Source organism: Telluria sp. Soil_C_11, from assembly GCF_057657395.1.
The window spans coordinates 162,818-185,794 of record NZ_JBDGIN010000008.1 but is presented as its reverse complement, the minus strand read 5'-3'; the positions used below and the strand labels follow the sequence as shown (position 1 = coordinate 185,794).

Here is a 22,977-nt window from a genome sequence, read left to right as displayed (position 1 = left end):
GCGCGTTTTTTTTGATTCAGATTCAGGCGCTCTTCCAGTAAGGGAACCCTGCCGTTCCGCCCCGGTCGAACCGGTCACATCATCGACATGGGGGAAGGCCATGCGCCGCCTGAACATCCTGACCTGGCACACGCACGGCAGCTACCTGTATTACCTGTCCCACGTCCCGCACGAATTCCACGTGCTGGCCAAGCCCGGGCGCCCGCCCGGCTATGGCGGACGCTGCGGTCCCTTCCCCTTCGGCCCCAACGTCCACGACCTGCCGGTGGAACAGGCGCGCGGGTGCGCTGTCGACTGCATCCTGTTCCAGGAAGACCACCACTGGGAGAAGGACCAGTACGCGTTCCTCACGCCGGCCCAGCGCGCCCTGCCCCGCATCTATCTCGAGCACGACCCTCCCGGCATCGCCGTCACCGGAGGCGCCACGCCACGCCAGGCCTGGCCGACCGACACCCGCCACCTGGTCGACGATCCCAACGTCCTGCTGCTGCATGTCACGCCCTTCAACGCGCTGATGTGGGACAGCGGGCGCACGCCCACGCGCGTGATCGAGCACGGCGTCGCGATTCCGCCGGGCGTGCGCTACGCCGGCGAGCTCGAACGCGGCCTGACGATCACGAACCACCTTGCGCGGCGCGGCCGGCGCATGGGGGCGGAGCTGTTCGCCGCGCTGCGCGCCGAGCTGCCGCTCGACCTGCTCGGTATGGGCGCGGCGGAGCTGGACGGACTCGGCGAGATCGACCATCCCGACCTGCCCGCCTTCGCGGCCCGCTACCGCTTCCTGTTCAGTCCGGTCCGCTACTCCAGCCTCAGCCTGTCCACGCTGGAGGGCATGATGGCCGGGATGCCGGTCGTGGCCCTCGCCACCACCGAGATGGCGACCGTCATCGAGCACGGCGTCTCGGGCTATGCCGTCACCGACGCGCGCCAGCTCGCGCCCTGCATGCACGCCCTGCTGAAGGACCCCGGCCTGGCGCGCCGCCTGGGCCAGGGCGCGCGCCGCACCGCGCTCGACCGCTTTTCCATCGACCGCTTCAGCGCCGACTGGGACGCCGCGCTGCGCTACGTCACCAGCTAGCGGGACGCCCATGAAACTCGACGACGAAGCGGCGTCCGCGAGCTGCGCGCCGGTATCCGGTGCCGTACGGCGCATCGCCCTCATCAGCGACCATGCCTCGCCGCTGGCGGCCCCGGGCAGCATCGACTGCGGCGGCCAGAACGTCTACGTGGCCCACCTGGCGCGCGAACTGGCGCTGGCGGGCCACCTGGTGGACGTGTTCACCCGGCGCGACGCCATCGGCCAGGAGCAGCTGGTGCGCTGGCGCGACAACATCCGCGTGGTGCACGTGCCGGCCGGTCCCACCCACCATGTGCCCAAGGAGCAGTTGCTGCCCTACATGCAGGCCTTTGCGCGCTTCACGACCCGTTTTGCTGCCCGCCTCGCGCGCCACCAGCCGGCCATCTACGACATCGTGCACGCCAACTTCTTCATGTCCGGCATGGTGGCCCGGCACCTCAAGCAGGCGCTCGGCATTCCCTTCGTGATCACCTTCCACGCGCTCGGCCGGGTGCGCCGCCTGGCCCAGGGCGCCGACGACGCCTTTCCGCCCGCGCGCATCCGCATCGAGACCCTACTGATGCAGCAGGCCGACCGCATCATCGCCGAATGCCCGCAGGACCGGCTGGAGGCGCGCAGCCTGCTCGGCCTCGAATCCGGCAACGGCGCGGGCCGCTTCACGGTGCTGCAGCTGGGGCGCATGGTGCCGCGCAAGGGCGTCGACACCGTGATCCAGGCCACCGCCCTGCTGCGCTCCCGGCACGGCATCGACGCGCAGCTGCTGGTGGTCGGCGGCGATACCCACGCAGGCGGGCGCGACGGCCCCGAGATGGCGCGCCTGCGGGCGCTGGCCGCGCGGCTCGGGATCCTCGAACACGTGCGCTTCGCCGGCCAGAAGCCGCGCGCCGAGTTGCGCACCTGGTACAGCGCCGCCGATGCCTTCGTGACCACGCCCTGGTACGAGCCGTTCGGCATCACCCCGGTGGAGGCCATGGCCTGCGCGCGGCCGGTGGTCGGCTCCGAAGTCGGCGGCGTCAAGAGCACCGTGGTCGACGGCGGCACCGGCTTCCTGGTGCCTTCGCGCGACCCGCAGGCGGTGGCCGAGCGCCTCGCCACGCTGCAGCGCAATCCCCTGCTGGCCCGCAGCATGGGCGATGCCGGGCTGCGGCGGGCCTACCGCCACTACACCTGGCGCAGCGTCGCCCAGCAGGTCGCCACGGTGTACGCCGCCGTGCTGGCCGAAGCGCAGGCGCGCGCCCCGATCGACCTGACCCAACCCCAGGAGCCAGCATGACCGAACCCTCCCTCGCCTCTTCGCCAACCGCCGCCCTGTGCGGCAGGATCGCTTTCGTCACCGGCGCCGCCAGCGGACTCGGCGCCGCGCTGGCCGGCACCCTGGCCGCCGCCGGCGCCGACATCGTGGCCGCCGACATCCGCGCCGACGCCCTGCAGGACCTGGCGCCGCGCCTGCGCGGGCACGGCGTGCGCGTCGATACCGTCGAGCTCGACGTGGCCGACCCGATGCAGGCGCGCGCCGCCGTCGAGCGCACGGTCGAGCGCATGGGGCGCCTGGACATCCTCGTCAACAATGCCGGTACCGACGTCACCCTGCCGATCCACGAGCTGCTCGAGGCCGACTGGCTGCGCGTGATCGGCACCAACCTGAACGGTCCCTTCCTGCTGGCCAAGTACGCGGCATTCCACATGCGCCGCCAGGGCGGCGGCGACATCGTCAACGTCACCTCGACCGCGGCCAAGCGCGCCTGGCCGAACGCCAGCGCCTACCACGCCAGCAAATGGGGACTGCTGGGCCTGTCGCACGCCCTGCACGCCGAGCTGCGCCCGCACGACATCCGCGTCACCGCCGTGGTGGCCGGCGGCATGCGCACGCCCTTCCTGCTGGACCGCTTTCCCGACCTCGACCCCGGGCTGCTGCAGGACCCGGCCGACGTCGCCCACGCCATCCTCGGCGCCCTGCTGTTGCCGCGCTCGAGCGTGGTGCCGGAGCTGACCGTGCTGCCGGTGCGCGAAACCTCGTGGCCCTGAACCGCGCGTATGAAAGCAGTCTTCCTTGACAAGGACGGCACCCTGGTCGACGACCTGCCGTACAACGTCGAGCCGGGCCGCATGACCCTGTGCAGCGGCGCCGGCGCGGCCCTGCGCCTGCTGTCGCGGCTCGACTACCGGCTGTTCGTCGTCACCAACCAGGCCGGCATCGCTTTCGGGCGCTTCGGCGAACCGGCGATGGAGGCCGTCCACGACCGCCTGCAGGACCTGCTGTTCCGGGAACAGCTCACGCTGGACGGCTTCTATTACTGCCCGCACCACCCGGACGGCAGCATCGCCGCCTATGCCCGCGACTGCCACTGCCGCAAGCCGATGCCCGGCCTGCTGCTGCGGGCGGCCCAGGACCACGGTATCGACCTGCGCGCGTCCTGGATGATCGGCGACATCCTGCACGACGTCGAGGCGGGCAACCGCGCCGGCTGCCGCACCGTGCTGATCGATAACGGCAACGAGACGGAGTGGCGGCTGGGCCCGCGCCGCATCCCGACCCGCATGGCGCCCGACCTGTATGCCGCGGCGGTGCTGATCGCCAGCCATGGAGAGGCCGCATGACGCCCGGCTGGACGGAGGCGTGCCGCATCCTCTGCGTGCGCCTGGACGGGCTTGGCGACGTCCTGATGTGCACCCCGGCCATGCGCGCCCTGCGCGACGCCGCACCAGGGCGCAGCCTGAGCCTGCTGACTTCACCCTCCGGCGCCGCGGCCGCCCCCTTCATCCCGGAAATCGATGAAACGATCGTGCACGCGGCGCCGTGGATGAAGGCCGATGCCCCGGCCACGCCCGCGGACCTGCTCGCGCTGGCCGCCACCCTGGCCGCGCACCGCTTCGATGCGGCAATCGTGTTCACGACCTATACGCAGAGCGCCCTGCCGGCGGCGACGCTGTGCTGGCTGGCCGGGATTCCGCTGCGGCTCGCCCACTGCCGCGAGAATCCCTACCACCTGCTCACCGACTGGGTCGCGGAGCCGGAACCGCAGGCCATGGTGCGCCACGAGGTGCAGCGCCAGCTCGACCTGGTGCGCCATGCGGGCGCGCCGCGCCTGGCCGGGCCGGTGCCGGGGCTGTCGTTCGCGCTGCGCGCCGCCGACCTGGCCGCCGCGCGCGCACGCCTGCTGGGCATCGGCATCGATCCCGACCGGCCCTGGCTGCTGCTCCACCCTGGCGCCAGCGCTTCCTCCAGGCGCTATCCGGCCAGCCACTGGGCGCGCGCGCTCGGCCTGCTGGTGCGCCGCACCGGGCTGCCGGTCGTCATCGCGGGCAGCGCCTTCGATGCGGCGCTGGTCGAGGAGATCCGTGCCGGCTGCGGGGTGGCAGTCCCTTCCCTCGCCGGCCAGCTGGGCCTGGGAGAGCTGGGGGCGGCGCTGCGCCTGGCCGCGGTTGCGCTGACCAACAACAGCGGGCCGGCCCATGTGGCGGCCGCGGTCGGCACCCCGGTGGTCGCGCTGTATGCGCTGACCAATCCCCAGCACACGCCCTGGCGCGTGCGCAGCCGGGTGCTGTTCCACGACGTGCCCTGCCGCTTCTGCTTCAAGAGCGCCTGCCCGGCCGGCCACCACGCCTGCCTGGCGCGCGTGGAACCGGAGCGGGTCGTGGAGGCGGTACTGGAGCTGCTGCCGCCGGCATCGCCCGCCCGCCCACCCTCCACCGCCGAGGCCGGGAGCCTCGATGCCGGCTGAGATCAATATCCGCCGGTGCGTGCCGCCGTCCCGGAAGCGCCGACGCTGCCGCCCGGGCTGCGGAACCACCGCAGCGGAACCGCGTCGGCCATCGCCTGCATGCCGCGGTCGTTCGGATGCAGGTGGTCGCCGCTGTCGTAGGCCGGCAGCAACCTGGACGGACGGTCCGGATCGCGCAGCGCGCGGTCGAAGTCGAGCACGCCGTCGAACTCGCCGCTGGAACGGATCCAGCGGTTGACGGCCTGGCGGACCTGTTCCTTCGCCGGCGTGTAGTAGCCCTGGAAGGTCGTGCCTTCGAACGGCGTCAGGGTGGCGCCGTAGATCGCGATGCCCTTCTCGTGGGCACGCGCGATGAGCCGGCGATAACCGGCGACCAGCTCGTCCGGCGTCGGTTCTTCCGAGACCGGGATCGTCCCCGTACCCGGATGGCCGATGTCGTTGATGCCGATAAAGACGACCAGGTGGCGCACGCCGGCGGTGGCCAGCACGTCGCGCTCGAAACGGTCCAGCGCGGCGCGCCCGAACAGCTGCCACTCGCCCGGATCGCGCAGCAGGCGGTTGCCAGCGATGCCGCGGTTCACGATGCCGAGGCGGACGTCCGGGCCGGCCGGCGCGGCGCCGGGCCGCTCGGCCTCCTTGCCGCCTTTGACCACGGCAAGCGGCCCGCGCGCGCCCTGCAGCCGCAGGGCCAGCAGGTCGGGCCAGCGGTGATTCGCGTCGGCCATGGTATTCGAGCCATCGGTGATCGAGTCGCCCAGTGCCACGATGGCGGCCGCGCCCGGGGCGTCGACGTCGACGTCGGTCAGGAATGGCCAGAAGGTGATGGTCCGGTCGGTCGGAAAGGTCGTGGCCGCAGTGAAATTGCCCGGCTTCGAAACATAATTGCGCTGGAAGGCCGCGTCGTGGATGGTGGCCGCTTGCACACTGCCCGGCAGGTGAAGGCTGATGGCCAGGTCGGAGCGGGCCGGCACGTCGAGGTCGACCGGGTCGGACACGGCCACCCCTCCCGGCGCAACCGTGACCGCGCGCTCGCCGCCGAAGCTCAACGCGCGGTCGCTGCCGGCGGCGATCGCGGCGCCTTCCTGGCGCAGCGCGATGCGGGCTTCGCCGATGCGCAGCGGCCGCGCGCCGAAGGTATTCGCGATCCGGATCCGGACCGCGCTTCCTCCGATGCTGGTGTGCACGATCAGGCGCACGGTCTGGTCCTTGAAGGTGCTGGCCTGGCCGCTCGCCGGCGCTCCGGCGGGCGCCATGCCCCAGGTAGCGACCCACTGCGGGGTATCACCGCCCGGCTGGGCAAACGCCGGCGACGCCAGACCGGCGAACGCCAGCAAGCCCGCGGCAAGCAAAACGCGCCGGCCGGCGGAAACAAGTGGATGGGACTGCATGGTGTGCTCCTCGACATCACGATCGGAGGCCGCCGCCGGGCCGTTCGAGCGCGGGCTCGACGGCGACTGATCAGCCGTCGATAGCGGGCGCAACAAGACAGCTTCGGCGGGAACCGTTGAGTTATATCGAGGATTCTGCCTGAATACGATGCGGCTTGGAAAGCGCCGCTAGCCCTGGCGCTTCACCAGCTCCCGCGGCGCCGCGGCAACCTGGTCCTGGCGCATCAGCGTATCCAGGGCTTCGCGGTCGACGGTCTCCTTCTCGAGCAGCGCGTGGGCGAGCGCGTCGAGCAGCTTGCGCCGTTCGCGCAGGGTCGCGCGCACGCGCTCGTGGGCATCGTCCAGCAGGCGGGCGATGTCGGCGTCGATCATGCGCGCGGTGCGTTCGCTGTACTCGCGGCGCTGGCCCGGGGGCGCGGCGTACAGGGCGCTGGAGGGCGCCTGTTCGAAGGAGGCCAGTCCCAGCTGTTCGCTCATGCCGTACTGCGTCACCATGTGGCGCGCCAGGTCGGTCGCCATCTGCAGGTCGTTCTGGGCGCCGGTGGAGACGTCGCCGAACGCCAGTTCCTCCGCCACCCTGCCGCCGAGGTAGACGTCGATCCGGTCCAGCAATTCGCTTTTCTTGAGCAGGTAGCGGTCCTCCGTCGGCAGCTGCTGGGTATAGCCGAGGGCCTGGATGCCGCGCGGGATGATCGAGATCTTGCCCACGCGGTCGGCGTGGGGGCGGAACTCCGCCACCAGCGCATGCCCGGCCTCGTGCCAGGCGACCGTCTCCTTTTCGAGCGGGTTGATCAGGCGCGAGCGCTTTTCCAGGCCGGCGATGACGCGGTCGATGGCCTCGTCGAAGTCGGCGCGGTCGACCCGGTCCTTCCCGCGCCGCGCCGCCAGCAGCGCCGCTTCGTTGACCAGGTTGGCGAGGTCGGCGCCCGACAGGCCCGGCGTACGCGCGGCGATGCGCGCCAGGTCGACGTCGTTCGCCAGCGTCACTTTGCGCGCATGGACCTGCAGGATCTGCTGGCGTCCGCGCAGGTCGGGCCGGTCGAGGGCGACGTGGCGGTCGAAGCGTCCGGGTCGCAGCAGGGCCGGATCGAGGATTTCCGGTCGGTTGGTGGCGGCCAGGATGATCACGCCCTTGCCGGAATCGAAGCCGTCCATCTCCACCAGCAACTGGTTCAGGGTCTGCTCCTGCTCGTTGTAGCCGCCGACGGTGCTGGCGATGCCGCGCGCGCGGCCCAGCGCGTCCAGCTCGTCGATGAAGATGATGCAGGGCGCCACCTTCTGGGCCTGCACGAACAGGTCGCGCACGCGCGCCGCGCCGACCCCGACGAACATCTCGACGAATTCCGAACCGCTGATCGAGAAGAACGGCACCCCGGCCTCGCCGGCCACGGCCTTGGCCAGCAGGGTCTTGCCGGTGCCGGGCGCGCCGACGATCAGCACGCCCTTCGGGATGTGCCCGCCGAGGCGGTGGTAGCGCTGCGGGTTCTTCAGGAACTCGACGATCTCCATCAGCTCTTCCCTGGCCTCGTCGGCGCCGGCCACGTCGTCGAAACTGACCCCGGTCCTGCTCTGCATGTGGACCCGGGCGCGGCTCTTGGCGATGTCGAACAGCCCGGCCGTCATCCCGCCGCGCTTGAGCATGGTGCTCCACAGCCAGAACAGCAGCGCGATGGGCAGCACCCAGGCCAGCAGGGTCGACAGCCACTCGCTGTGCACCTGGCCGCCAAAGCGCACCTTGGCCGCCTCGAGTTCCTTGGCCAGGTCGGGATCGGTCACGCGCACGGTGGTGAAGGGACAATTGCCGTCCGCGCCGCACTTGATCGCATCCGCGCGCGCCTTCGGCAGCACGGCCTCGAGGCCGCGGTCCTTGAGGGTGCCGGTGACCGCCGTGTCGGACACCGTCACTTCGTTCACCTGGCCGGCGCGCAGCAGCTGCTTGAACTCGCTGTAGGCCAGCGGCGAGGTCGTCATCAGCTCGAACAGGGACTGGGACAGCATGAACAACAGCAGTCCGAACATCCAGTACCACAGGAAGGGCCGGATCGCCCCGCTTTTGTTGTCAGATTTGTTGTCGAGTTGATCGTCGGGTTTGTCTCCGGCCTTGTCGTCGGCCTTGCTGTCCACACGCGTTCTCCCGTCGGCTGGTACGCCGCGTCATCCACACCTTCTTCTTCAGGATAGACGTCGATTTGATTTTTATCAAATCCGCGCCGCGAGCTCACAGGGTTTCGCGTACCTGGCGGACGGCCTCGGCGGCATCGTGCGCGATCTCGGCGATGTCCTTGCTGCGGCGGCGGTCGAACCACAGGACCAGGGCGCCAAGGATCCACCAGGCCGGCAATCCGGCCAGCACCAGGAAGGGCGCCGCCACCAGCAGCACGCCGAATTCAGCCGGCCCGCCGGCCAGTGCCGCCGCCTGTCCCGCCGATGCGAACAGGGCCGGCCACCAGCAGTAGACGGCGATCGCCAGGCACGGCCCGGCCACGGCGCAGGCCAGCAGCGTGCAGGCGAAGCGCGCGGCCGCCTCGCGCCCCGACTTCGGCCACAGGAACAGGAAGCCGAGGCCGGTCGCCGCCAGGCCGGCGGCAAACGGAACGACGGCGAGCTTCAGGAACATGAGCGCGGGCATGGCGGGGTCTCCTTGATGAATGGCTTCCAAAGGTTTAGTATTTCGTCATGAGTATAGAACTCTAAACTGACCTGAGTCAAGAATACTAAACCAATTGAGTTTAGAATACTAAACATGAACACACTGACCGAGCGCCTCAACACCATCTACCGCGACATGCCCCAACTGGAAGGCGAACGGGGCCAGACCGGCCTCGTCAAGGCGTCCGGGGCGTCGAAGAGCGTGGTCAACCAGTGGCTGACCGGAAAGATCAAATCGATGGATATCCGCTACGCGCTGAACATCGAGCGCGAGCTCGGCTTTTCCCACATCTGGCTGATGACCGGCGAAGGCGACGCGCGCGCGGCGCCCCTGCATGGCGTCCGGAATGCGATGCCGGTGCGCGCGGCGGCCAACGACGATGCGGATTTCGTCGAGATCCAGATGGTCAAGTTGCGCCTGTCGGCCGGCATCACGGGCTTTCGCACCGAGCCGGAACAGCGCGACGGCGGCACGCTCGGTCTGCGCCGTTCCTGGATCGAGCGCCACCAGCTGCGCCCGGAGCACCTGATCGCCATCCTGGTCAAGGGCGAGAGCATGGAACCCTCGCTGTACGAGGATGACATCGTGGTCGTGAACACGCTGGACACCAGGCCGGTCGACGGCGCGGTCTATGCCTTCAACTACGAGGGCGAGGCGGTCGTGAAGCGCCTGACGCGCGACGCCGGCCAATGGTGGCTGACCTCGGACAATCCGGACCAGCGCAAATACCACCGCAAGCTGTGCAAGGGCGCGGAATGCCTGGTGATCGGGCGCGTGGTGCGCAAGGAAAGCGACCGGATCTGATGCAATGAAAATCGACGTCGCGCTGACGGTGCTGAAGGGGGTGCGGGTGGCGGTGGCGTTTCCGCCGCCGGCCTGGGTCGTGCCGGGCATCGGCGACGCGCTGCTGGCGCGCCTGCAGCCGCACTTCCCTACCCTGCCGGTGATGCTGGTTTCTAGCCAGCCGCACGGCGTGCGGGCGCATGCGGCATTCCAGGCCCGACGCCTGGTCGAAGGGGCCGACCTGGACGGCCTGGAGCGCATCGAGATCGACCTGGACGCGCCGCCGCCATTACCCGACGCGCCCCCGCCCTTTTAGAGACACCGGGTTTGCCGCGCCCCGCACGCCAGAAAAATGGCGATGTGAGGCTCAGTTGAAGCGCCCTCCAATGCCGCCAAGACTGTAGCGCCCGGCGCCGAGCAGGGCGATCACGATGGCGGTGCCGAGATACATCCCCTGCAGTTCGAGCGCCCAGCCGCCGGTGTCGTTCAGCGTGAAGAACTGCTTCGTGTGCACCAGCAGCAGGGCCACGATCATGTTGACGACGATGACCAGGGCGGCCGCGCGGGTGAACAGGCCGACCAGGATCAGCAGCGGCGCCAGCACTTCGCCGATGTAGACGAGGTAGCCCAGGGCGGGGGGCAGGCCGGCCTTCGCCAGCATCCCGCCGATCATCCCGACCCCGCCGATCAGCTTCGACACGCCATGAAACAGGATCAGGACCGAGAGCAGGATGCGCAGGAGCAGCTTGCCACGGTCGTCCATGGGGTTGCCGATAACGTTCACTGTTTCCATGATCTTTCCTCGTGAGTGGAATGCGCCTGGAATGCCCGATCGCCGCCGGCTCGGGCGCAAGGCCGCCGGCCTGCCGATGTTACGTCAATACCCGGCTCAGCGGCGCCGCTTCCACCACAGCCATATGCCGCTCACGCCAAGCAGCCCGAGCGCCAGGCCGTTCAGGGACACCAGCGCTTCCAGCAGCGGGCCGCCCAGCTCGCCCGTGTGCAGCGGATAGACCACGGCCACGGCGCGAGCGCCGGGGTCGAGCGCCTGCCAGCGGTTGACCGCCAGCACCTGGCCGGTGCGGGGGTCGAGCCAGACCGAGCTCAGTCCGTTCGGATGCGGATCGTCCGCCGTCTTCAGGCGGATGCGCACCGGACGGTCGGAACGGGCCGGCAGCATGGCGATCGAGACCGGCGCGCCGGGCAGCGCCGCGCGGGCCTGCGCCAGCAAGGCATCGAAGTCCGGCGCCGCCATGGCATCCGCCCCCTTTGGCCGCTTCGGCAGCTTGGGCGGCTTCAGGGGCTGGGCCCCGGCCAGCGCAGTGACGGCCTCGCCCAGGGGCCGCCAGGCCATGTAGGCGCCGCTCGCCACCGACACCGCGATCAGCATCCCGAGCACGGCGCCGCCGGTGCGGTGCAGGTCGAACAGCCCGCGCAGCAGGCCCTTGCGCCATTCCACCTTCAGCACCGGCGGCCAGCGGCGCGGCCACCACAGGATGGCGCCGGTCAGCAGCAGGAACAGATACGCCAGCGCGATCCACGCCAGGATTGCCTTGCCGGTGTCCTGCAGGCCGAGCGAACTATGCAGCTTGAACAGCAGGTTGCGGAAGCCCTCGGTCTCGCCGCGCCTGCCCTGCTCCGCACCGCTGGCCGGGTCGATGTACACGGTCCCGACCCAATCGGCCTTCACGGTCACGGCCAGCGCGTCGCCCTCGGTGCGCGGCATGCGGAAGCCGAGCGCGGCGTCCTGGCCGAATTCCGCCAGCAGGCGCTGGCGCACCGGTTCCAGCGCCACGGCAGGGCCGCTCGAGCGCGCGCGGAACAGTTCGGGATGCAGGGTGCGGTCCACGGGTCCCGCCACCACCAGGGTCGCCCCCATCAGGGCCACGCAGGCCAGCACCCAGCCGACCGACAGCGCCAGCCAGCGGTGGGTGCGCAGCCACCAGCGGCGCAGCGACGCGTTCATTCGAAGGCCACGCGCAGCTGGACGTAGGCGGTGCGCGGCGCGCCCGCCATGCGGCCGGCGTTGCCGTCCACGTTGCGGGTGTAATAGCGCGTGTCGGCCAGGTTGTTCACGCCGGCCAGCAGCTCGATGCGCGGCTGCCCGGCGAACTTCCAGCCCACCTGGGCGTTCCAGAGGTGGAAGCCGGGGATGCGGCCGGTGCCGGCGTCGAGCGATTCGGCGACGGTGTTGGCGGCGTCGGCATACTGCGCGCTCTGGGCCGTGCCGGACAGGTTCAGGGACAGCGGGCCGGAGACAAAGCGCGCGCCCAGCGTGCCGGTGTGGCGCGAGTAGAACGGCACGTCCATGCCGGCCGTGCTGCCCGATTCCTGGAGCGCGCGGGTGTAGTTGTAGTTGGCGTAGAGGCCGAGACCGGCCAGGGCGCCATCGCGTGCGAAACGGTAGTCGAACGCGCTCTCGATGCCTTCGTGGCTGGTGGCGCCGATGTTGCGGAAGGTGGCCGGCACCAGGCCCGGCACCTGGATGATCTGGTTGTCGAAGCGGAGCTTGTAGGCCGTGGCTTCGGCGCTCAGCGCGGACGTCTTGTAGCGTGCGCCCAGCTCGACGGTTTTCGCCACTTCGGGCTTGAGCGGATTGGCGGCGCTCTGGGAGTTCAGCTGCAGGTTCTGCACCGGACCGAACGAGGTGCCGTAGTTGGTGAACACGGTCAGCGCCGGCGTGGCGAGGTAAGCGACGTTCAGCGACGGCAGCGGCTTGTCGTTGCCGCTCTCGAAGCGCGTGGTGCTGCCGCGCTGCGCCCGTTCCGATGCGATGTGCTCGAAGCGCAGGCCCGGGGTGATGCGCCAGGCCTGCCAGGCGATGCGGTCGTCGACGTACAGGGCATGCGCATCGGTGCTGTTGTCGAAGGTGCTGACGGCGCCGGCCTTGCCGGTGGCGGTGCTGGCGGAATAGCTGTTGTCGTCGCCGCGTTCGCGCAGGTAGCGGTAGCCGGCCGTGACGTCGTGGGTGGTGGCGCCGGCGCGCACGCGCTGGGTGTAGCGCGGCTCGATGCCCAGCACCTGGTAGTTGCGCGGCTGGTAGGTGACCTGGGTGCGTGCCGCGTTGATCAAGCCGCTCTCGCGGCTGCTTTCGTTGTAATAGACCTTGACCTCGGCTTCGCGGTCGCTGCCCAGGCTGTTCAGGTAGCCGAGGTCGATGCCCTTGCGGCTGCCCGACCAGTAATCGCCTGGCCGCGTGTTCTGGAACGGGTCGGCGTCGAACTGCGCCACCGTCAGGCCGCCCGGGGTCCGCGAGCGCACGTCGTAGTACGATAGCTTGCCGGTCAGCTGGACGCCGGCGGAAAGCCGGTAGCGCATCTTGACCGCCAGGTCGTTCACGCGCTCGTCGCTGCCGTCGCGCCACTCGCTGCCGCTCATGCCGGAATACAGCACGGCCACGCCGAAGCCGTTTTCCATCTGCGAACCGAGATAGGCGCTGTACTGGGTGTTGTGATTATCGCCGCGGAAGCTGTTGTAGCGCACGCTCGCATCGCCGGCCAGGCCGGGCGTATCGGGAATCGCACGGGTCGTGAAGTTGACGATGCCGCCGACGTTCTGCGGGCCATAGCGCACCGCGCCGCCGCCGCGCACCACGTCGATGGCCTCGATGTTGTTCAGGCTGACCGGGGCGAAGGACAGCTGCGGCTGGCCGTACGGGGCCACCGCCAGCGGCACGCCGTCCAGCAGCACGGTCGAACGCGGCGAATAGCGCCCGGTCAGGCCGCGCACGCCGATGTTCAGGGAGATCGCGCTGCCCGCGGTGCCGGAATTGTCGGTGCTCTGCACGCCGGGGATGCGGCGCATGACGTCGCCGATGCTGGCGGCGCCGCTGTCTTCGATGTCTTCCTTCTGGACCACGGTGCGCGCGCCGGCGAAATTCTTCACGCTGTTCTGCAGGCCCGAACCGAGCCAGTTGCCGGTCACATGCACGGTCTCGATCTGTGCGGCACCGACTTCACTGTTCTGGGCCTGGGCAGCCATGGCGGGCAAAGCAAGCGCCACCGCGGCGGCACACGGCGTGAGTAGGGATGGGAAGACGGCGCTACGCGACAGCATGATTTCTCCGAGCAATATTTCAAAACGCAAATGATAACATTTCTCATTCGCATTAAGAACCGAAAATTGCTCGCCCTGCCGGACAGACGTGAATTGATTTCGCCCCTCCCTGAGTTTTCCTCGTTTGCCGGCCCGGCGGCGATCCGGGAACATGGATGCCACCACCGAATACCAAGGAGACATTCATGTTACTCAAAGAGCGAGTGGCCAACCTGGCCGGCTTCCTCTCGCCATCCCTGGTCGGCTGGCTGAACGACTTCACCGGCAAGCAGGGGGCGGGCCTGATGCTGACCTCGGGCGTGCAGCTGGTGGGCGCCTGCCTGCTGGTGCTGGTGCCGAAGCAGGCAGTCGATCGCTGAGCGCATCGGACGCGGTGCTGGTAAGCTGCGTGACTGCCACCCGCACCCTCATTCGCCGACGACCATGACGCCGACCGCTTCCCTCCTCGCCGCCTTCGCCCCGACCGGCAAGCTGCGCGCCTCGATCAACCTCGGCAATCCGATCCTCGCCTACCGGGGCGAGGACGGCGGTGCGCGCGGCGTGTCCGTCGACCTCGCCCGCGAGTTCGCCCGGCTGCTGCGCGTGGAACCGGAGCTGGTGGTGGTGGACGCGGCCGGCAAGTCGGTCGACGTGGTCGCTTCGGAACAGGCGGACATCGGATTCTTCGCAATCGATCCGGTGCGCGGCGCGGACATCGCGTTCAGCCCGGCCTATGTGCTGATCGAGGGCTGCTACCTGGTGAAGGCGGACTCGTCGATCCGCGCCAACGAAGAAGTCGACCGGGCAGCCAACCGGGTCGTGGTAGGCAAGGGCAGCGCCTACGACCTGTACCTGAGCCGCAGCCTGCAGCATGCGCAGATCCTGCGCTCGCCGACCTCCCCTGCCGTGGTCGATACTTTCCTGGAGCTCGGCGCGGAAGTCGCGGCCGGCGTCAGGCAGCAGCTCGAAGCGGACGCGAAGCGCTTGGGCGGCCTGCGCCTGCTCGACGGGCGCTTCATGGTGATCCGGCAGGCGATGGGCATGCCGAAGAGCCGCGGCCAGGATGCCGCCGCCTTCCTCGCCAGCTTCGTCGAACGCATGAAGGCGAGCGGCTTCGTCGCCGACGCACTGGCGCGCCACCGCATCGAGGGCGCATCGGTGGCGTCGGCCGCGGCGTGAGGCCGGCCAGCTGGACAATGCTATTCGACCGGCTTGTCCAGCCGGGCATCGATCCAGGCACGCGCCAGCTTCATCGCCGCTTCCCTTGCTTCGTCTTCGGTGGCGTAGGTCTTGACCTGGTCATGCGGATGTTCGTGCAGCGTTCGCGTGAACATCGGATTGGTGGTCGGCTCGAGGATCATGAAGGCGTCCGTGAGGGAGTCTTCAGGCTTGCCGGACGGGTGGATCGCGATATCGTGCTCGCGATATACGGCGGTAATGACACCTGGCGTTCCCATGGCGGCCTCCTTCGCGCAAAAGGTCATCCTAGCATGATGCCCGTGGTTTGCAGGGCAAGGCGCATCGTCGAAGTACGCTGGTACGGCAAGACGATGCAACGCCGCCATGCGGGTTTTGCCAGCCGCTCTTACGCTCCCTTGCCCGCCAGGGTCGATTCGCGATAACTGGAGGGGTCGACCCCGTACGCTTCCTTGAAAGCCCGGCCGAAGCTGCTACGGCTGGCATATCCCGAGTTATGGATGACGTGGTCGATGGACAGGTTCCCGGCGGCCAGGTCGGTCGCCGCCTGGCGCATCCGCAAATCGCGCAGGACCATCATCGGCGAACGTCCGATGGCGTTATTGAACCGGACCATGAACGCCGACCTGCTCAGGCAAGCTGCTTCTGCCAGCGTATGAATGGTGTGAGCCTTTCCGGGCTGCGCGACCATGTCGGCAAATGCGTGGGCGATCTGAGGGTCGCTCAGCATCGAAAAGCGTTCGACCCACACATTCATCGAGCTCAGCGACTTCCGCACCAAAGCCACGATCACCTGCTTCAGCAGCGCGCCGGTCATTGCGCCGGAACCGATTTCCTGCGACATCAGTTCAGCCATTGCATTCTTGAGCTTGGAATCGAGCTGGTCGGCCGCGCAAAAATTCTCGACGATCGGCGCGGACAAGGTCTCGAACAAGTCGATCGACGAGCCGTACAAGGTCTTGAAGAAGCCGCAGATCATGACCGTCCGAGGCCCGGCGCTGCCCGCCGTGAAGCGCTGTATCGAGTCGACCAGCTTCACATTGTCCATCCCATCCACCGCTTCCGTCGCACCGGGCTGCTCGTCGCTTTTCATTACTTCCAGGCGGAATGGACAGTTCGGCGGCAAGATGACGAGCGTATGCGGCTCGATCTTCACCGGCGGATCGTTTCGAACATACATCAGCCCGGATCCTTCGAGCACGTAATGAATACCGGGAAACTCCTGCCCTTTCAATACCAGGTGATAGCCTGGGCTGACCAGACATTCCGATAAGCCGACTACCTGGACGTCCAGCACTGCAATCAAACGGTTCAAATCCGGCGGTGAAATTTGAGAAACGGACTTCATTAAAAAAAGAACTCCTTTGTTCGCACTGCTTTTAATTTCTTTTTCCTCCACCCAGGCGTGCTTCGTCGAATTGATGCAATTCACCCGGCATCGGATCCTGCCGTGCGGCCTGGCGCGTCATTACAGGTGTCTTATCGACATCATGCCAGAAGCCGGACGGGTTTTGCGGGGTCGCCTGTAGATTAGGACTATTGAGCACAATTCGCGGATTTTACGGTCACCGGAGTCTTTAAGATTCATCCATACGCAGAGGCTGGTTGAGCCGTTCTTCAGCGGACAAAGCAATAGGCAACACAAAATAAGCGAAACGAAAAAAGCTTCCATTCAACCCTATTCAAATCAAAAGGAAATGCCATGCACGTCAAAAAAATGCTGGAAAAAGTGAGCTCCGGTGCTGCGGTCACTCCCGTCGAAGCGCGCGATGCGATGCTTGGCTGCTTCGTCACCATCCACGGCGAATCGCTCAAGCGTGGCGCCGAACTGCTCGGCAAATCCCTGAGCGACGCCGAGGCGGAAAAGCACGCGACCGTGATCATGAAAGACCTGCTCGGCAACGACTGGGACAATCCGACTTCCAGGTCCTTGCACGATGCGCGGGTTGCCATGGATCGCAAGATGAGCTTCTCCAGGGCGCCAAAGGATCTGCGCGACCTGCACGACCAAACGTGCAAGCTCATCGTCAGCAAACTCTGAATGCGACAACGCCGGGTGCAAGGAACCATGCAAGCAAACGAAGGAAATACGACGCCATGCATGGCCAGCAGCGATGACGGCTTGCGTGCTCCTGCCTGGCTGGCGCTCGAAGCCGTCGATCGCCTGGTCAGCACCATGGAAGTCCAGGTGATTGCGCTTTCCGAATGCGTCGTCGGGCCAGGATTTGCAATCGACCTTGACGGCTGCGACACGCCAAGCTTCCACTACATCCGCGAGGGGTACGGGCGCCTGTACACGCGACATGGCATTCCAGCCGCGATTGAACCGCAAGCGCTGATCATCGTGCCGCCCCATTGTCCTTTCAGGTTCGAGCCGGCACCGTCCCCCTCGTCGTCACCCGCAGAGAGCACGGCGTTCATGTTGTGCGGCACGTTCCGCAGTTTATGCGGCCATTCGATCGACCTCTTCGATACGCTGCACGCACCTGTCGTCGAACAGTTTTCCAGGGACGATGGGCTGGAGCGCACATTGCAGCTTGCGCTGACCGAGCATATTGCACGTGAGGTCTGCTCCGATGTGCTGGTCTCGTCCGCCATGAAGCAGGTCCTTATCGCACTGATACGCCGCTCGGTCCTGTCGAAGAAAGGCTGGACACGGCGTTTTGTGGTCGTCCCGGTTGCGGAACATGCGTCCCTACCCGTCCCTATCAATTCAAGAAAGGCATGACATCAGATGAGTCCGGCTGTGATCCTTCATCACAATGTGACAAGAGCTACCTTGGAAGCCATCCATTCCGCCTTCGGCGCCAGCTACAGGCTGGTCGAGGTGGACGCTGCGGCAGATATCGCAGTGGAAGGCAGAAAGGAACGTGTTGCACTGGTCGTGGTCGGGATAGACAACGAGCTTGTCGCGCTGCCTGAACAGGTAGAAGCGCCCACGGTCCTGGTCGCGCGGCGACACGATATGGCGCAGGAGCTGCAGGCACTCGAGGCCGGCGCGGCCGACTACTTGTCGGATGTGACGCCGACGCCGGTGCTGAAGGCGCGGCTGCGCAACCACCTCTCCGGACGGATGTCAAAACTCGAATGCTCCATCCGCGAACTCGAGCGGCAGCAGAGAAAAAACGCCAAGCTGAACCGCTGCCTTGCGACGCTCAGTGCAACGAACTCGGCGATTGCGCGCCTGCGCGATCGCTCCGTCCTGTTCAATGAAACCACCCGGATCGCGGTCGACATCGGCGGATATGGCGCAGCGTTGGTGGCAATGCGCGACAAGGACGGCAAGCTGGCGCTCGCTGCGAGCAATGGCTTTTCGCACGACGAACTTCCTGCCCTCGATCCCTTGCTCGCTCATGAAGGCGTGATACGGAAAGCCATCGACTCGGGCGTGGTCCGCATTCATGATCCGGGCTCGCCGGATGCCGTGCCAGATGCGGATGGCGTCCATGTCTTCGAGCGCGGCCTCGGCGCCATGGCCATCGTTCCACTCAAGCCCTGGGACCGGGTCGAAGGCGTCATGGCGCTGTTTGCCGACGAAGGTTTTTTCGACGAAATCGACGTACCGCTCTTGTTCGAACTGAGCCAGGATCTTTCATTTGCGTTAAGAAACCTCGATCAACAAGATCGCGCGAACTATCTGTATTACTACGATGTCCTGACGGGTCTGCCGAACTTCCCGCTGTTCCTCGACCGCTTGACCCAGCTCGTTTACGCGGCCTATAGTCGTCAGCTCGGCGTCTATGTACTCGTCGCGAATCTCGGGCATTTCAAGCACGTCAACGAGGTATGGGGACGCCAGGCGGGCGACCAGGTGCTGGAAATCATCGCCCAGCGCTTGCAGGCCGGCTTGCCGGAACAGGCCAGCATCGCCCGGGTGGCTGGCGACAGCTTTGCGATCGCGGACATCTATGCCGACAATGCGGATTTGACGCTGCTGATAGACCGCGTTACGGAGATCATCGAGGAACCGATACAGCTCGAGGGCCACAAGTTGCAGCTGTCGGCGCGCATGGGATGCGCTACCAGCCCCCAGGATGGCGAAGAAAGCGAAGTGGTATTCCGCAATGCAGAAGCGGCGCTGAAACACGCCAGGATGACCGGAGAACGCGCATCTTTCTACTCGCCCGAACTGAATGCGCATGTGAGCGCCCAGCTCGAGCTGGAAGGCCTGATGCGCTCCGCCATCGGAACCGGCCAATTCGTTATGCACTATCAGCCCAAGGTCGACGTCAGGTCCGGCGAAATTGTGGCGGCTGAAGCGCTGATACGCTGGATACATCCGGAAAAGGGTGTGATTTCTCCGGCGCAGTTCATCCCGCTGGCAGAAGACATCGGATTGATTGTCCCGATTGGAAAATGGGTGATCGATACTGTCTGCGCCCAACAGTCCGCATGGCGTGCGCAAGGGATTCCGATCGTCCCCGTGGCCATCAACATCTCCGCCATGCAGTTCAAGGGGAGCGATGTCTTCAAGGACGTTCAGGACGCGCTCCGCTTGCACGACGTCAGCCCGGACGACATCGAGCTGGAACTGACGGAGACGCTGGTCATGCAAGACCCCGATGCGGCCGAGGAAACCATGCGCTCGCTTCGAGACGCCGGATTGCATCTGGCATTGGACGACTTCGGCACCGGCTACTCATCGCTGGCTTATCTGAAACGCTTTCCTTTCAGCTCGGTGAAAATCGACCGTGCGTTTGTCACCGACATGACGACGAATTCCGGCGATGCCGCCATCGCAAAAGCGATCATCAGCATCGGCCACAGCCTGCAACTCAAGGTGATCGCCGAGGGGGTCGAGACCGCGGAGCAGGTGCAGTTGCTGCGCGAGAGCGGCTGCGACCAGATCCAGGGCTTTTATTTCAGCAAACCGGTTCCCGCGGGCGGGTTTGCCGACATGCTGCGGGCACGAACAATCAGTCGCACCATTTCAGGTTTGAATTCAGCATGAACCCGGATACCTGCCTGGAAGACTCCTCGATCCGCTTGGATGCGCTGCGAGCGCTCAGTCTGTTCAATGCGAATCCCGACGAGCGCTTCGATCGGCTCGCGCGCCTGGCCAAACGCCTCTTCAATGTGCCGGTCGCCAAGGTGACCCTTGTGGCGCCTGACATGGTGTACACCATCTCCAGCACGGGAGACGCTCAGGCTCCGATCGCGCGTGAGCATTCTTTCTGCGCCCAGGCGATAAAAAGTGAGGACATCATGCTTGTACCGGACACCCTCGCCGATGGCCGGTTTGCCAACAATCCTTTCGTCGTCGGCGCCCCGCATGTCAGGTTCTATGCGGGTTGCCCGCTGGTGATGAACGGCTGCCGCCTGGGAACCCTCTGCCTTGTCGACGATGTCCCCAGGAAGATGACGCAAGAGGACATCGGCGTCATGAAGGATCTGGCGGCGACGGTCGAACATGAGCTGACGGCAATGCACATGGCCATCGTCGACGGACTGACGGGACTGGTCAACCGCCGCGGATTCGAGACGCTGGCCCAGAATGGACTGCATGTCTGCAGGCGCATGCAGCGGCCGGCTTCCCTGCTTTTTTTCGACCTGAACGGCTTCAAAGCGATTAATGACACGTTTGGGCATGCTGAAGGAGATCGTGCTTTGCGCCATTTCGCGGACGCGCTGAAGCGGACCTTTCGCAGTACGGACATCATCGGGCGGCTCGGCGGAGATGAGTTCGCTGTCCTGCTGCTCGATTCAAGTCCCTCCGATACCCGCGCCGCCATGCAGCGCCTGCGGGCCATCGTCGAATCGGAAAACGAAAGAGGCAGGCGTGGCTGCGAGCTTCAATTCAGCGTCGGCCATGTCGATACGAACGGCCTGGAAGCCGCGGATATCGGCCGAATGCTGCTCGACGGCGATACCAGGATGTATTCCGACAAGCGCGCCCTGTCATCCATTCAGGACTCCCGCGTCAAGAAGCCGGATTTCATGACATGATGCAAGATTTAGCATGGCGCCTGCTGATCGAATCGTCAGCTTGTCTGAAACGGATAGGGACGCCATGAACATTCACAAAATCTACCCGGGCAGCGCCGGCTCCGACGCCCTGTCTCTCCTCCACATGGGAGAGACACCGATGCCCCTGGCGCCTTGTATCCGGCTCACGAACGGCAAATATTGCATCCCCCAGCACTACCTGCAGTATGAGCAAACGGTAGAGAGCGTATCCGCCATCCTGAACGATATCGAAGCGGTAGACGATGTCCTGCTGTTTTGCGGGCAGGATAATGTCGGCCTGTACCTGCAAACGGGTTGCATCGGCCCCGATAACTACCAACGTCAAGGCGAGCCAGGCAAGCGGCGGATCGTGTATGGCCGCCGCTGGCGGATCGACACGTACGTGCCGACTTCCGAGGTGATACAAACGGCCTTCCTGGCGATAAAGAAAGCCTGCGAACACGAAGTAAGGGAACTCCTGACCATCCACGACAACAATACCGGGCGCACCGGGACGCCATTCAGCACCCACATGGACCTTCCGTTGATGACGCGGTTTCCGGAACTGGTCAGGCGAAAGGCGAGTCACGGCCACCAGCCCGTCGTGGAGACGTGGCTGCAAGGCGTACGCTTCGATGGCCGTACGATGAAGGTCGATGATGTGGCGATTCGCCCCAACGGTAACGTGATCGTCGACATCGTATTCGCGCAATCTCCGTCCCCCAGGGCGCGTTCGGGATTTGAACAATTGCCGATGACTATCGTTTTACGCGAATTCAGCGAGGCGTCCCTGATGCACGAAATAATGAATGCGCTGATACGGCACAGCGACCGCCTCGTTGATGAGCAATTCCGCTATCGCGGTTTCGCCCGGTTCAGCCAGGACCTCGATCCAGCGCGCTTGATGGAACTATCCGTAGTCACGCGCACTGCAGGTTTGCCGGACCAGCAATTCGAACTTGTCCGCACCGCGGTGAATTACGATACCGACAAGCGCAGGGTGCCGTCGCTCGGCGCCGGCATGTTAGCGCACAAGAACCGCGGTGCGCTTCTGCAGGAGGGGGAGCTCGGCGGCCATCTGCCGATCGGCTTGCCGGCTTTTCCTCTATTTCAAAGCGGACCGTCATATTCGCCACGTGCCGGGTAATCCCTGGTGATTGCGAAATCGATCGCCTGGAGCAATTCCACGAACACCGGGCGGGCGAACGGCATTGTTTGCACCGCACCGTAGTACAACGTTCCGTCCGGCCGCACAAGGAACACCCCTGGTTCTGAAAAGAGCGCCGGTTCTTCAATGTTAATCGACGACTTTCCACGCGATGAAGATATATAGAGTCCCCATTCGCGGGCGGCCGTGAGCGGGAGCGAGTGCCCGAATCGCAAATCATCGGCGCCGACCTTGCGGGCCATCTCCTGCGTTCGTTCGGGACTGTCGGAACTGATGGCGATCACCTTCGTGCCGCGACGCTCGAACTCGAGAACCAGGGATCCAAGCTCGCGCAGATACTTCAAACAGATCGGGCAATGCAGGCCGCGGTAAAAACAGATCAAGGTGAAACGCTCCGGCGCGTCGTCTGCAAGATCGAACTCGCCATGCGCAAGCGTGGGCACGCGAAGCCCGGGAACGGGTTTCCGAGGTAGTAGCATTTTTTCTCCGTAGTAGGTCATTTTTTCATTGGTCCGGGCGCCGGGGCTTTCAACGGCTTTCGATACTGGATGAAACCCGAGCGATCGGCGATGCGGTCGTAAAGCTGCATGGCGCTCCGGTTCTCTTCGTGCGTCAGCCAATACACACGGGCGGCGCCGCGACGTTTCGCGTCCGCATAGACATGTTCGATCAGGGCGCGGCCGATGCCGCCGCCACGCGCATCGCCCGCGACAAACAGGTCCTGGAGATAACAGTAGTCTTCCGTCGTCCAGGTGGAGCGGTGGTAGACCGAATGCACCAGCCCGACCGCGTGGCGGCCGGCCAAGGCCAGGGCCGCATGAAGCGGCTCGCGGGGGTCCAGGAAGCGCTCCCAGGTCCCGCGCGTCATGGAGGCGGGGATTTCCGCCTCGTAGAAACGCTGATAGTCCATCCACAGCGGAAGCCAGATGTCAAAATCCTTGTCATCGACGCTCCTGATCTCAACCGATCCCATGGCATGCCTCCAGATATCCGCGGCCTGGCGCCCCGCC

General features: G+C 66.1%; 24 protein-coding genes. 14 read left to right on the top strand and 10 right to left on the bottom strand.

Annotation, left to right across the window (positions count from 1 at the left end; genetic code table 11):
- Nucleotides 1-100 precede the first annotated feature (100 nt).
- From AC3A6M_RS15435 to waaF, 5 genes are read left to right on the top strand one after another with little or no spacing between them, the layout of a single operon-like run.
- Entirely contained in the window at nt 101-1,078 is a 978-nt protein-coding gene (locus tag AC3A6M_RS15435; protein ID WP_487853601.1) for a glycosyltransferase family 4 protein, read from the top strand.
- A 10-nt stretch (nt 1,079-1,088) separates the two neighbouring features.
- Nucleotides 1,089-2,351: a glycosyltransferase gene (locus AC3A6M_RS15430; RefSeq protein ID WP_487853600.1), complete on the top strand. Its 1,263-nt coding sequence runs from the start codon at nt 1,089-1,091 to the stop codon at nt 2,349-2,351.
- Nucleotides 2,348-3,103 carry an SDR family oxidoreductase gene (locus AC3A6M_RS15425; protein WP_487853599.1) on the top strand — a complete coding sequence of 252 codons (756 nt, stop codon included), beginning with the start codon at nt 2,348-2,350 and terminating at the stop codon, nt 3,101-3,103. The genes AC3A6M_RS15430 and AC3A6M_RS15425 overlap by 4 nt, the downstream gene beginning before the upstream one ends.
- 9 nt (nt 3,104-3,112) lie before the next feature.
- On the top strand, nt 3,113-3,676 hold the full coding sequence (locus AC3A6M_RS15420; protein WP_487853598.1) for a D-glycero-alpha-D-manno-heptose-1,7-bisphosphate 7-phosphatase: 564 nt from the start codon (nt 3,113-3,115) through the stop codon (nt 3,674-3,676).
- Nucleotides 3,673-4,800 (top strand): lipopolysaccharide heptosyltransferase II, encoded by a 1,128-nt coding sequence (gene waaF, locus AC3A6M_RS15415; RefSeq protein ID WP_487853597.1) that lies wholly within the window; start codon nt 3,673-3,675, stop codon nt 4,798-4,800. The genes AC3A6M_RS15420 and waaF overlap by 4 nt, the downstream gene beginning before the upstream one ends.
- 2 nt (nt 4,801-4,802) lie before the next feature.
- On the opposite strand, the gene AC3A6M_RS15410 is transcribed toward waaF, so the two are convergent.
- From AC3A6M_RS15410 to AC3A6M_RS15400, 3 genes are all read right to left on the bottom strand, one after another.
- Nucleotides 4,803-6,188 (bottom strand): SGNH/GDSL hydrolase family protein, encoded by a 1,386-nt coding sequence (locus AC3A6M_RS15410; protein WP_487853596.1) that lies wholly within the window; start codon nt 6,186-6,188, stop codon nt 4,803-4,805.
- 168 nt (nt 6,189-6,356) lie between these two features.
- Entirely contained in the window at nt 6,357-8,207 is a 1,851-nt protein-coding gene (ftsH, locus tag AC3A6M_RS15405; protein ID WP_487853703.1) for an ATP-dependent zinc metalloprotease FtsH, read from the bottom strand.
- Between the two features lie 199 nt (nt 8,208-8,406).
- The gene (locus tag AC3A6M_RS15400) at nt 8,407-8,817 is read right to left on the bottom strand and encodes a hypothetical protein (RefSeq protein ID WP_487853595.1); all 411 of its coding nucleotides are present in this window, start codon (nt 8,815-8,817) and stop codon (nt 8,407-8,409) included.
- A 114-nt stretch (nt 8,818-8,931) separates the two neighbouring features.
- Between AC3A6M_RS15400 and AC3A6M_RS15395 the strand changes: the two genes are divergently transcribed.
- Nucleotides 8,932-9,642, top strand: coding sequence for a LexA family transcriptional regulator (locus tag AC3A6M_RS15395; protein ID WP_487853594.1), 711 nt, complete (start codon nt 8,932-8,934; stop codon nt 9,640-9,642).
- A 4-nt stretch (nt 9,643-9,646) separates the two neighbouring features.
- Complete coding sequence (locus AC3A6M_RS15390; RefSeq protein WP_487853593.1) at nt 9,647-9,937, top strand: hypothetical protein; 291 nt, start codon at nt 9,647-9,649, stop codon at nt 9,935-9,937.
- Nucleotides 9,938-9,988: 51 nt separating this feature from the next.
- Here AC3A6M_RS15390 and AC3A6M_RS15385 read toward each other — a convergent pair whose 3' ends face one another.
- From AC3A6M_RS15385 to AC3A6M_RS15375, 3 genes are all read right to left on the bottom strand, one after another.
- Nucleotides 9,989-10,414, bottom strand: coding sequence for a DoxX family protein (locus tag AC3A6M_RS15385; protein WP_487853592.1), 426 nt, complete (start codon nt 10,412-10,414; stop codon nt 9,989-9,991).
- A 96-nt stretch (nt 10,415-10,510) separates the two neighbouring features.
- The gene (locus tag AC3A6M_RS15380; RefSeq protein WP_487853591.1) at nt 10,511-11,587 is read right to left on the bottom strand and encodes a PepSY-associated TM helix domain-containing protein; all 1,077 of its coding nucleotides are present in this window, start codon (nt 11,585-11,587) and stop codon (nt 10,511-10,513) included.
- A complete protein-coding gene (locus tag AC3A6M_RS15375) occupies nt 11,584-13,677 on the bottom strand; it encodes a TonB-dependent receptor family protein (protein WP_487853590.1) in 2,094 nt (697 codons plus the stop codon). The genes AC3A6M_RS15380 and AC3A6M_RS15375 overlap by 4 nt, the downstream gene beginning before the upstream one ends.
- Before the next feature lie 185 nt (nt 13,678-13,862).
- Here AC3A6M_RS15375 and AC3A6M_RS15370 point away from each other — a divergent pair, with 185 nt between their 5' ends.
- Entirely contained in the window at nt 13,863-14,036 is a 174-nt protein-coding gene (locus tag AC3A6M_RS15370; RefSeq protein ID WP_487853589.1) for a hypothetical protein, read from the top strand.
- A gap of 64 nt (nt 14,037-14,100) precedes the next feature.
- Entirely contained in the window at nt 14,101-14,835 is a 735-nt protein-coding gene (locus AC3A6M_RS15365) for an ABC transporter substrate-binding protein (RefSeq protein WP_487853588.1), read from the top strand.
- Between the two features lie 20 nt (nt 14,836-14,855).
- Here AC3A6M_RS15365 and AC3A6M_RS15360 read toward each other — a convergent pair whose 3' ends face one another.
- Nucleotides 14,856-15,113 (bottom strand): hypothetical protein, encoded by a 258-nt coding sequence (locus AC3A6M_RS15360; protein WP_487853587.1) that lies wholly within the window; start codon nt 15,111-15,113, stop codon nt 14,856-14,858.
- Nucleotides 15,114-15,241: 128 nt separating this feature from the next.
- On the bottom strand, nt 15,242-16,201 hold the full coding sequence (locus AC3A6M_RS15355; RefSeq protein WP_487853586.1) for an AraC family transcriptional regulator: 960 nt from the start codon (nt 16,199-16,201) through the stop codon (nt 15,242-15,244).
- A 354-nt stretch (nt 16,202-16,555) separates the two neighbouring features.
- Here AC3A6M_RS15355 and AC3A6M_RS15350 point away from each other — a divergent pair, with 354 nt between their 5' ends.
- The 5 genes from AC3A6M_RS15350 to AC3A6M_RS15330 all read left to right on the top strand — a co-directional run bounded on the left by AC3A6M_RS15350 (nt 16,556) and on the right by AC3A6M_RS15330 (nt 21,946).
- Nucleotides 16,556-16,894 (top strand): hypothetical protein, encoded by a 339-nt coding sequence (locus AC3A6M_RS15350; RefSeq protein ID WP_487853585.1) that lies wholly within the window; start codon nt 16,556-16,558, stop codon nt 16,892-16,894.
- 27 nt (nt 16,895-16,921) lie between these two features.
- Complete coding sequence (locus AC3A6M_RS15345; RefSeq protein WP_487853584.1) at nt 16,922-17,581, top strand: cupin domain-containing protein; 660 nt, start codon at nt 16,922-16,924, stop codon at nt 17,579-17,581.
- Nucleotides 17,582-17,632: 51 nt separating this feature from the next.
- Complete coding sequence (locus tag AC3A6M_RS15340; RefSeq protein WP_487853583.1) at nt 17,633-19,804, top strand: putative bifunctional diguanylate cyclase/phosphodiesterase; 2,172 nt, start codon at nt 17,633-17,635, stop codon at nt 19,802-19,804.
- Complete coding sequence (locus AC3A6M_RS15335) at nt 19,801-20,799, top strand: sensor domain-containing diguanylate cyclase (RefSeq protein WP_487853582.1); 999 nt, start codon at nt 19,801-19,803, stop codon at nt 20,797-20,799. The genes AC3A6M_RS15340 and AC3A6M_RS15335 overlap by 4 nt, the downstream gene beginning before the upstream one ends.
- A 64-nt stretch (nt 20,800-20,863) precedes the next feature.
- Nucleotides 20,864-21,946 carry a hypothetical protein gene (locus AC3A6M_RS15330; protein ID WP_487853581.1) on the top strand — a complete coding sequence of 361 codons (1,083 nt, stop codon included), beginning with the start codon at nt 20,864-20,866 and terminating at the stop codon, nt 21,944-21,946.
- Here the strand turns inward: AC3A6M_RS15330 and AC3A6M_RS15325 are convergent.
- Entirely contained in the window at nt 21,910-22,467 is a 558-nt protein-coding gene (locus AC3A6M_RS15325) for a peroxiredoxin-like family protein (protein ID WP_487853580.1), read from the bottom strand. The two genes, AC3A6M_RS15330 and AC3A6M_RS15325, sit on opposite strands and share 37 nt — an antisense overlap.
- Nucleotides 22,464-22,940: a GNAT family N-acetyltransferase gene (locus AC3A6M_RS15320; protein ID WP_487853579.1), complete on the bottom strand. Its 477-nt coding sequence runs from the start codon at nt 22,938-22,940 to the stop codon at nt 22,464-22,466. Before AC3A6M_RS15320 ends, AC3A6M_RS15325 begins: the two co-directional genes overlap by 4 nt.
- Nucleotides 22,941-22,977 lie beyond the last annotated feature (37 nt).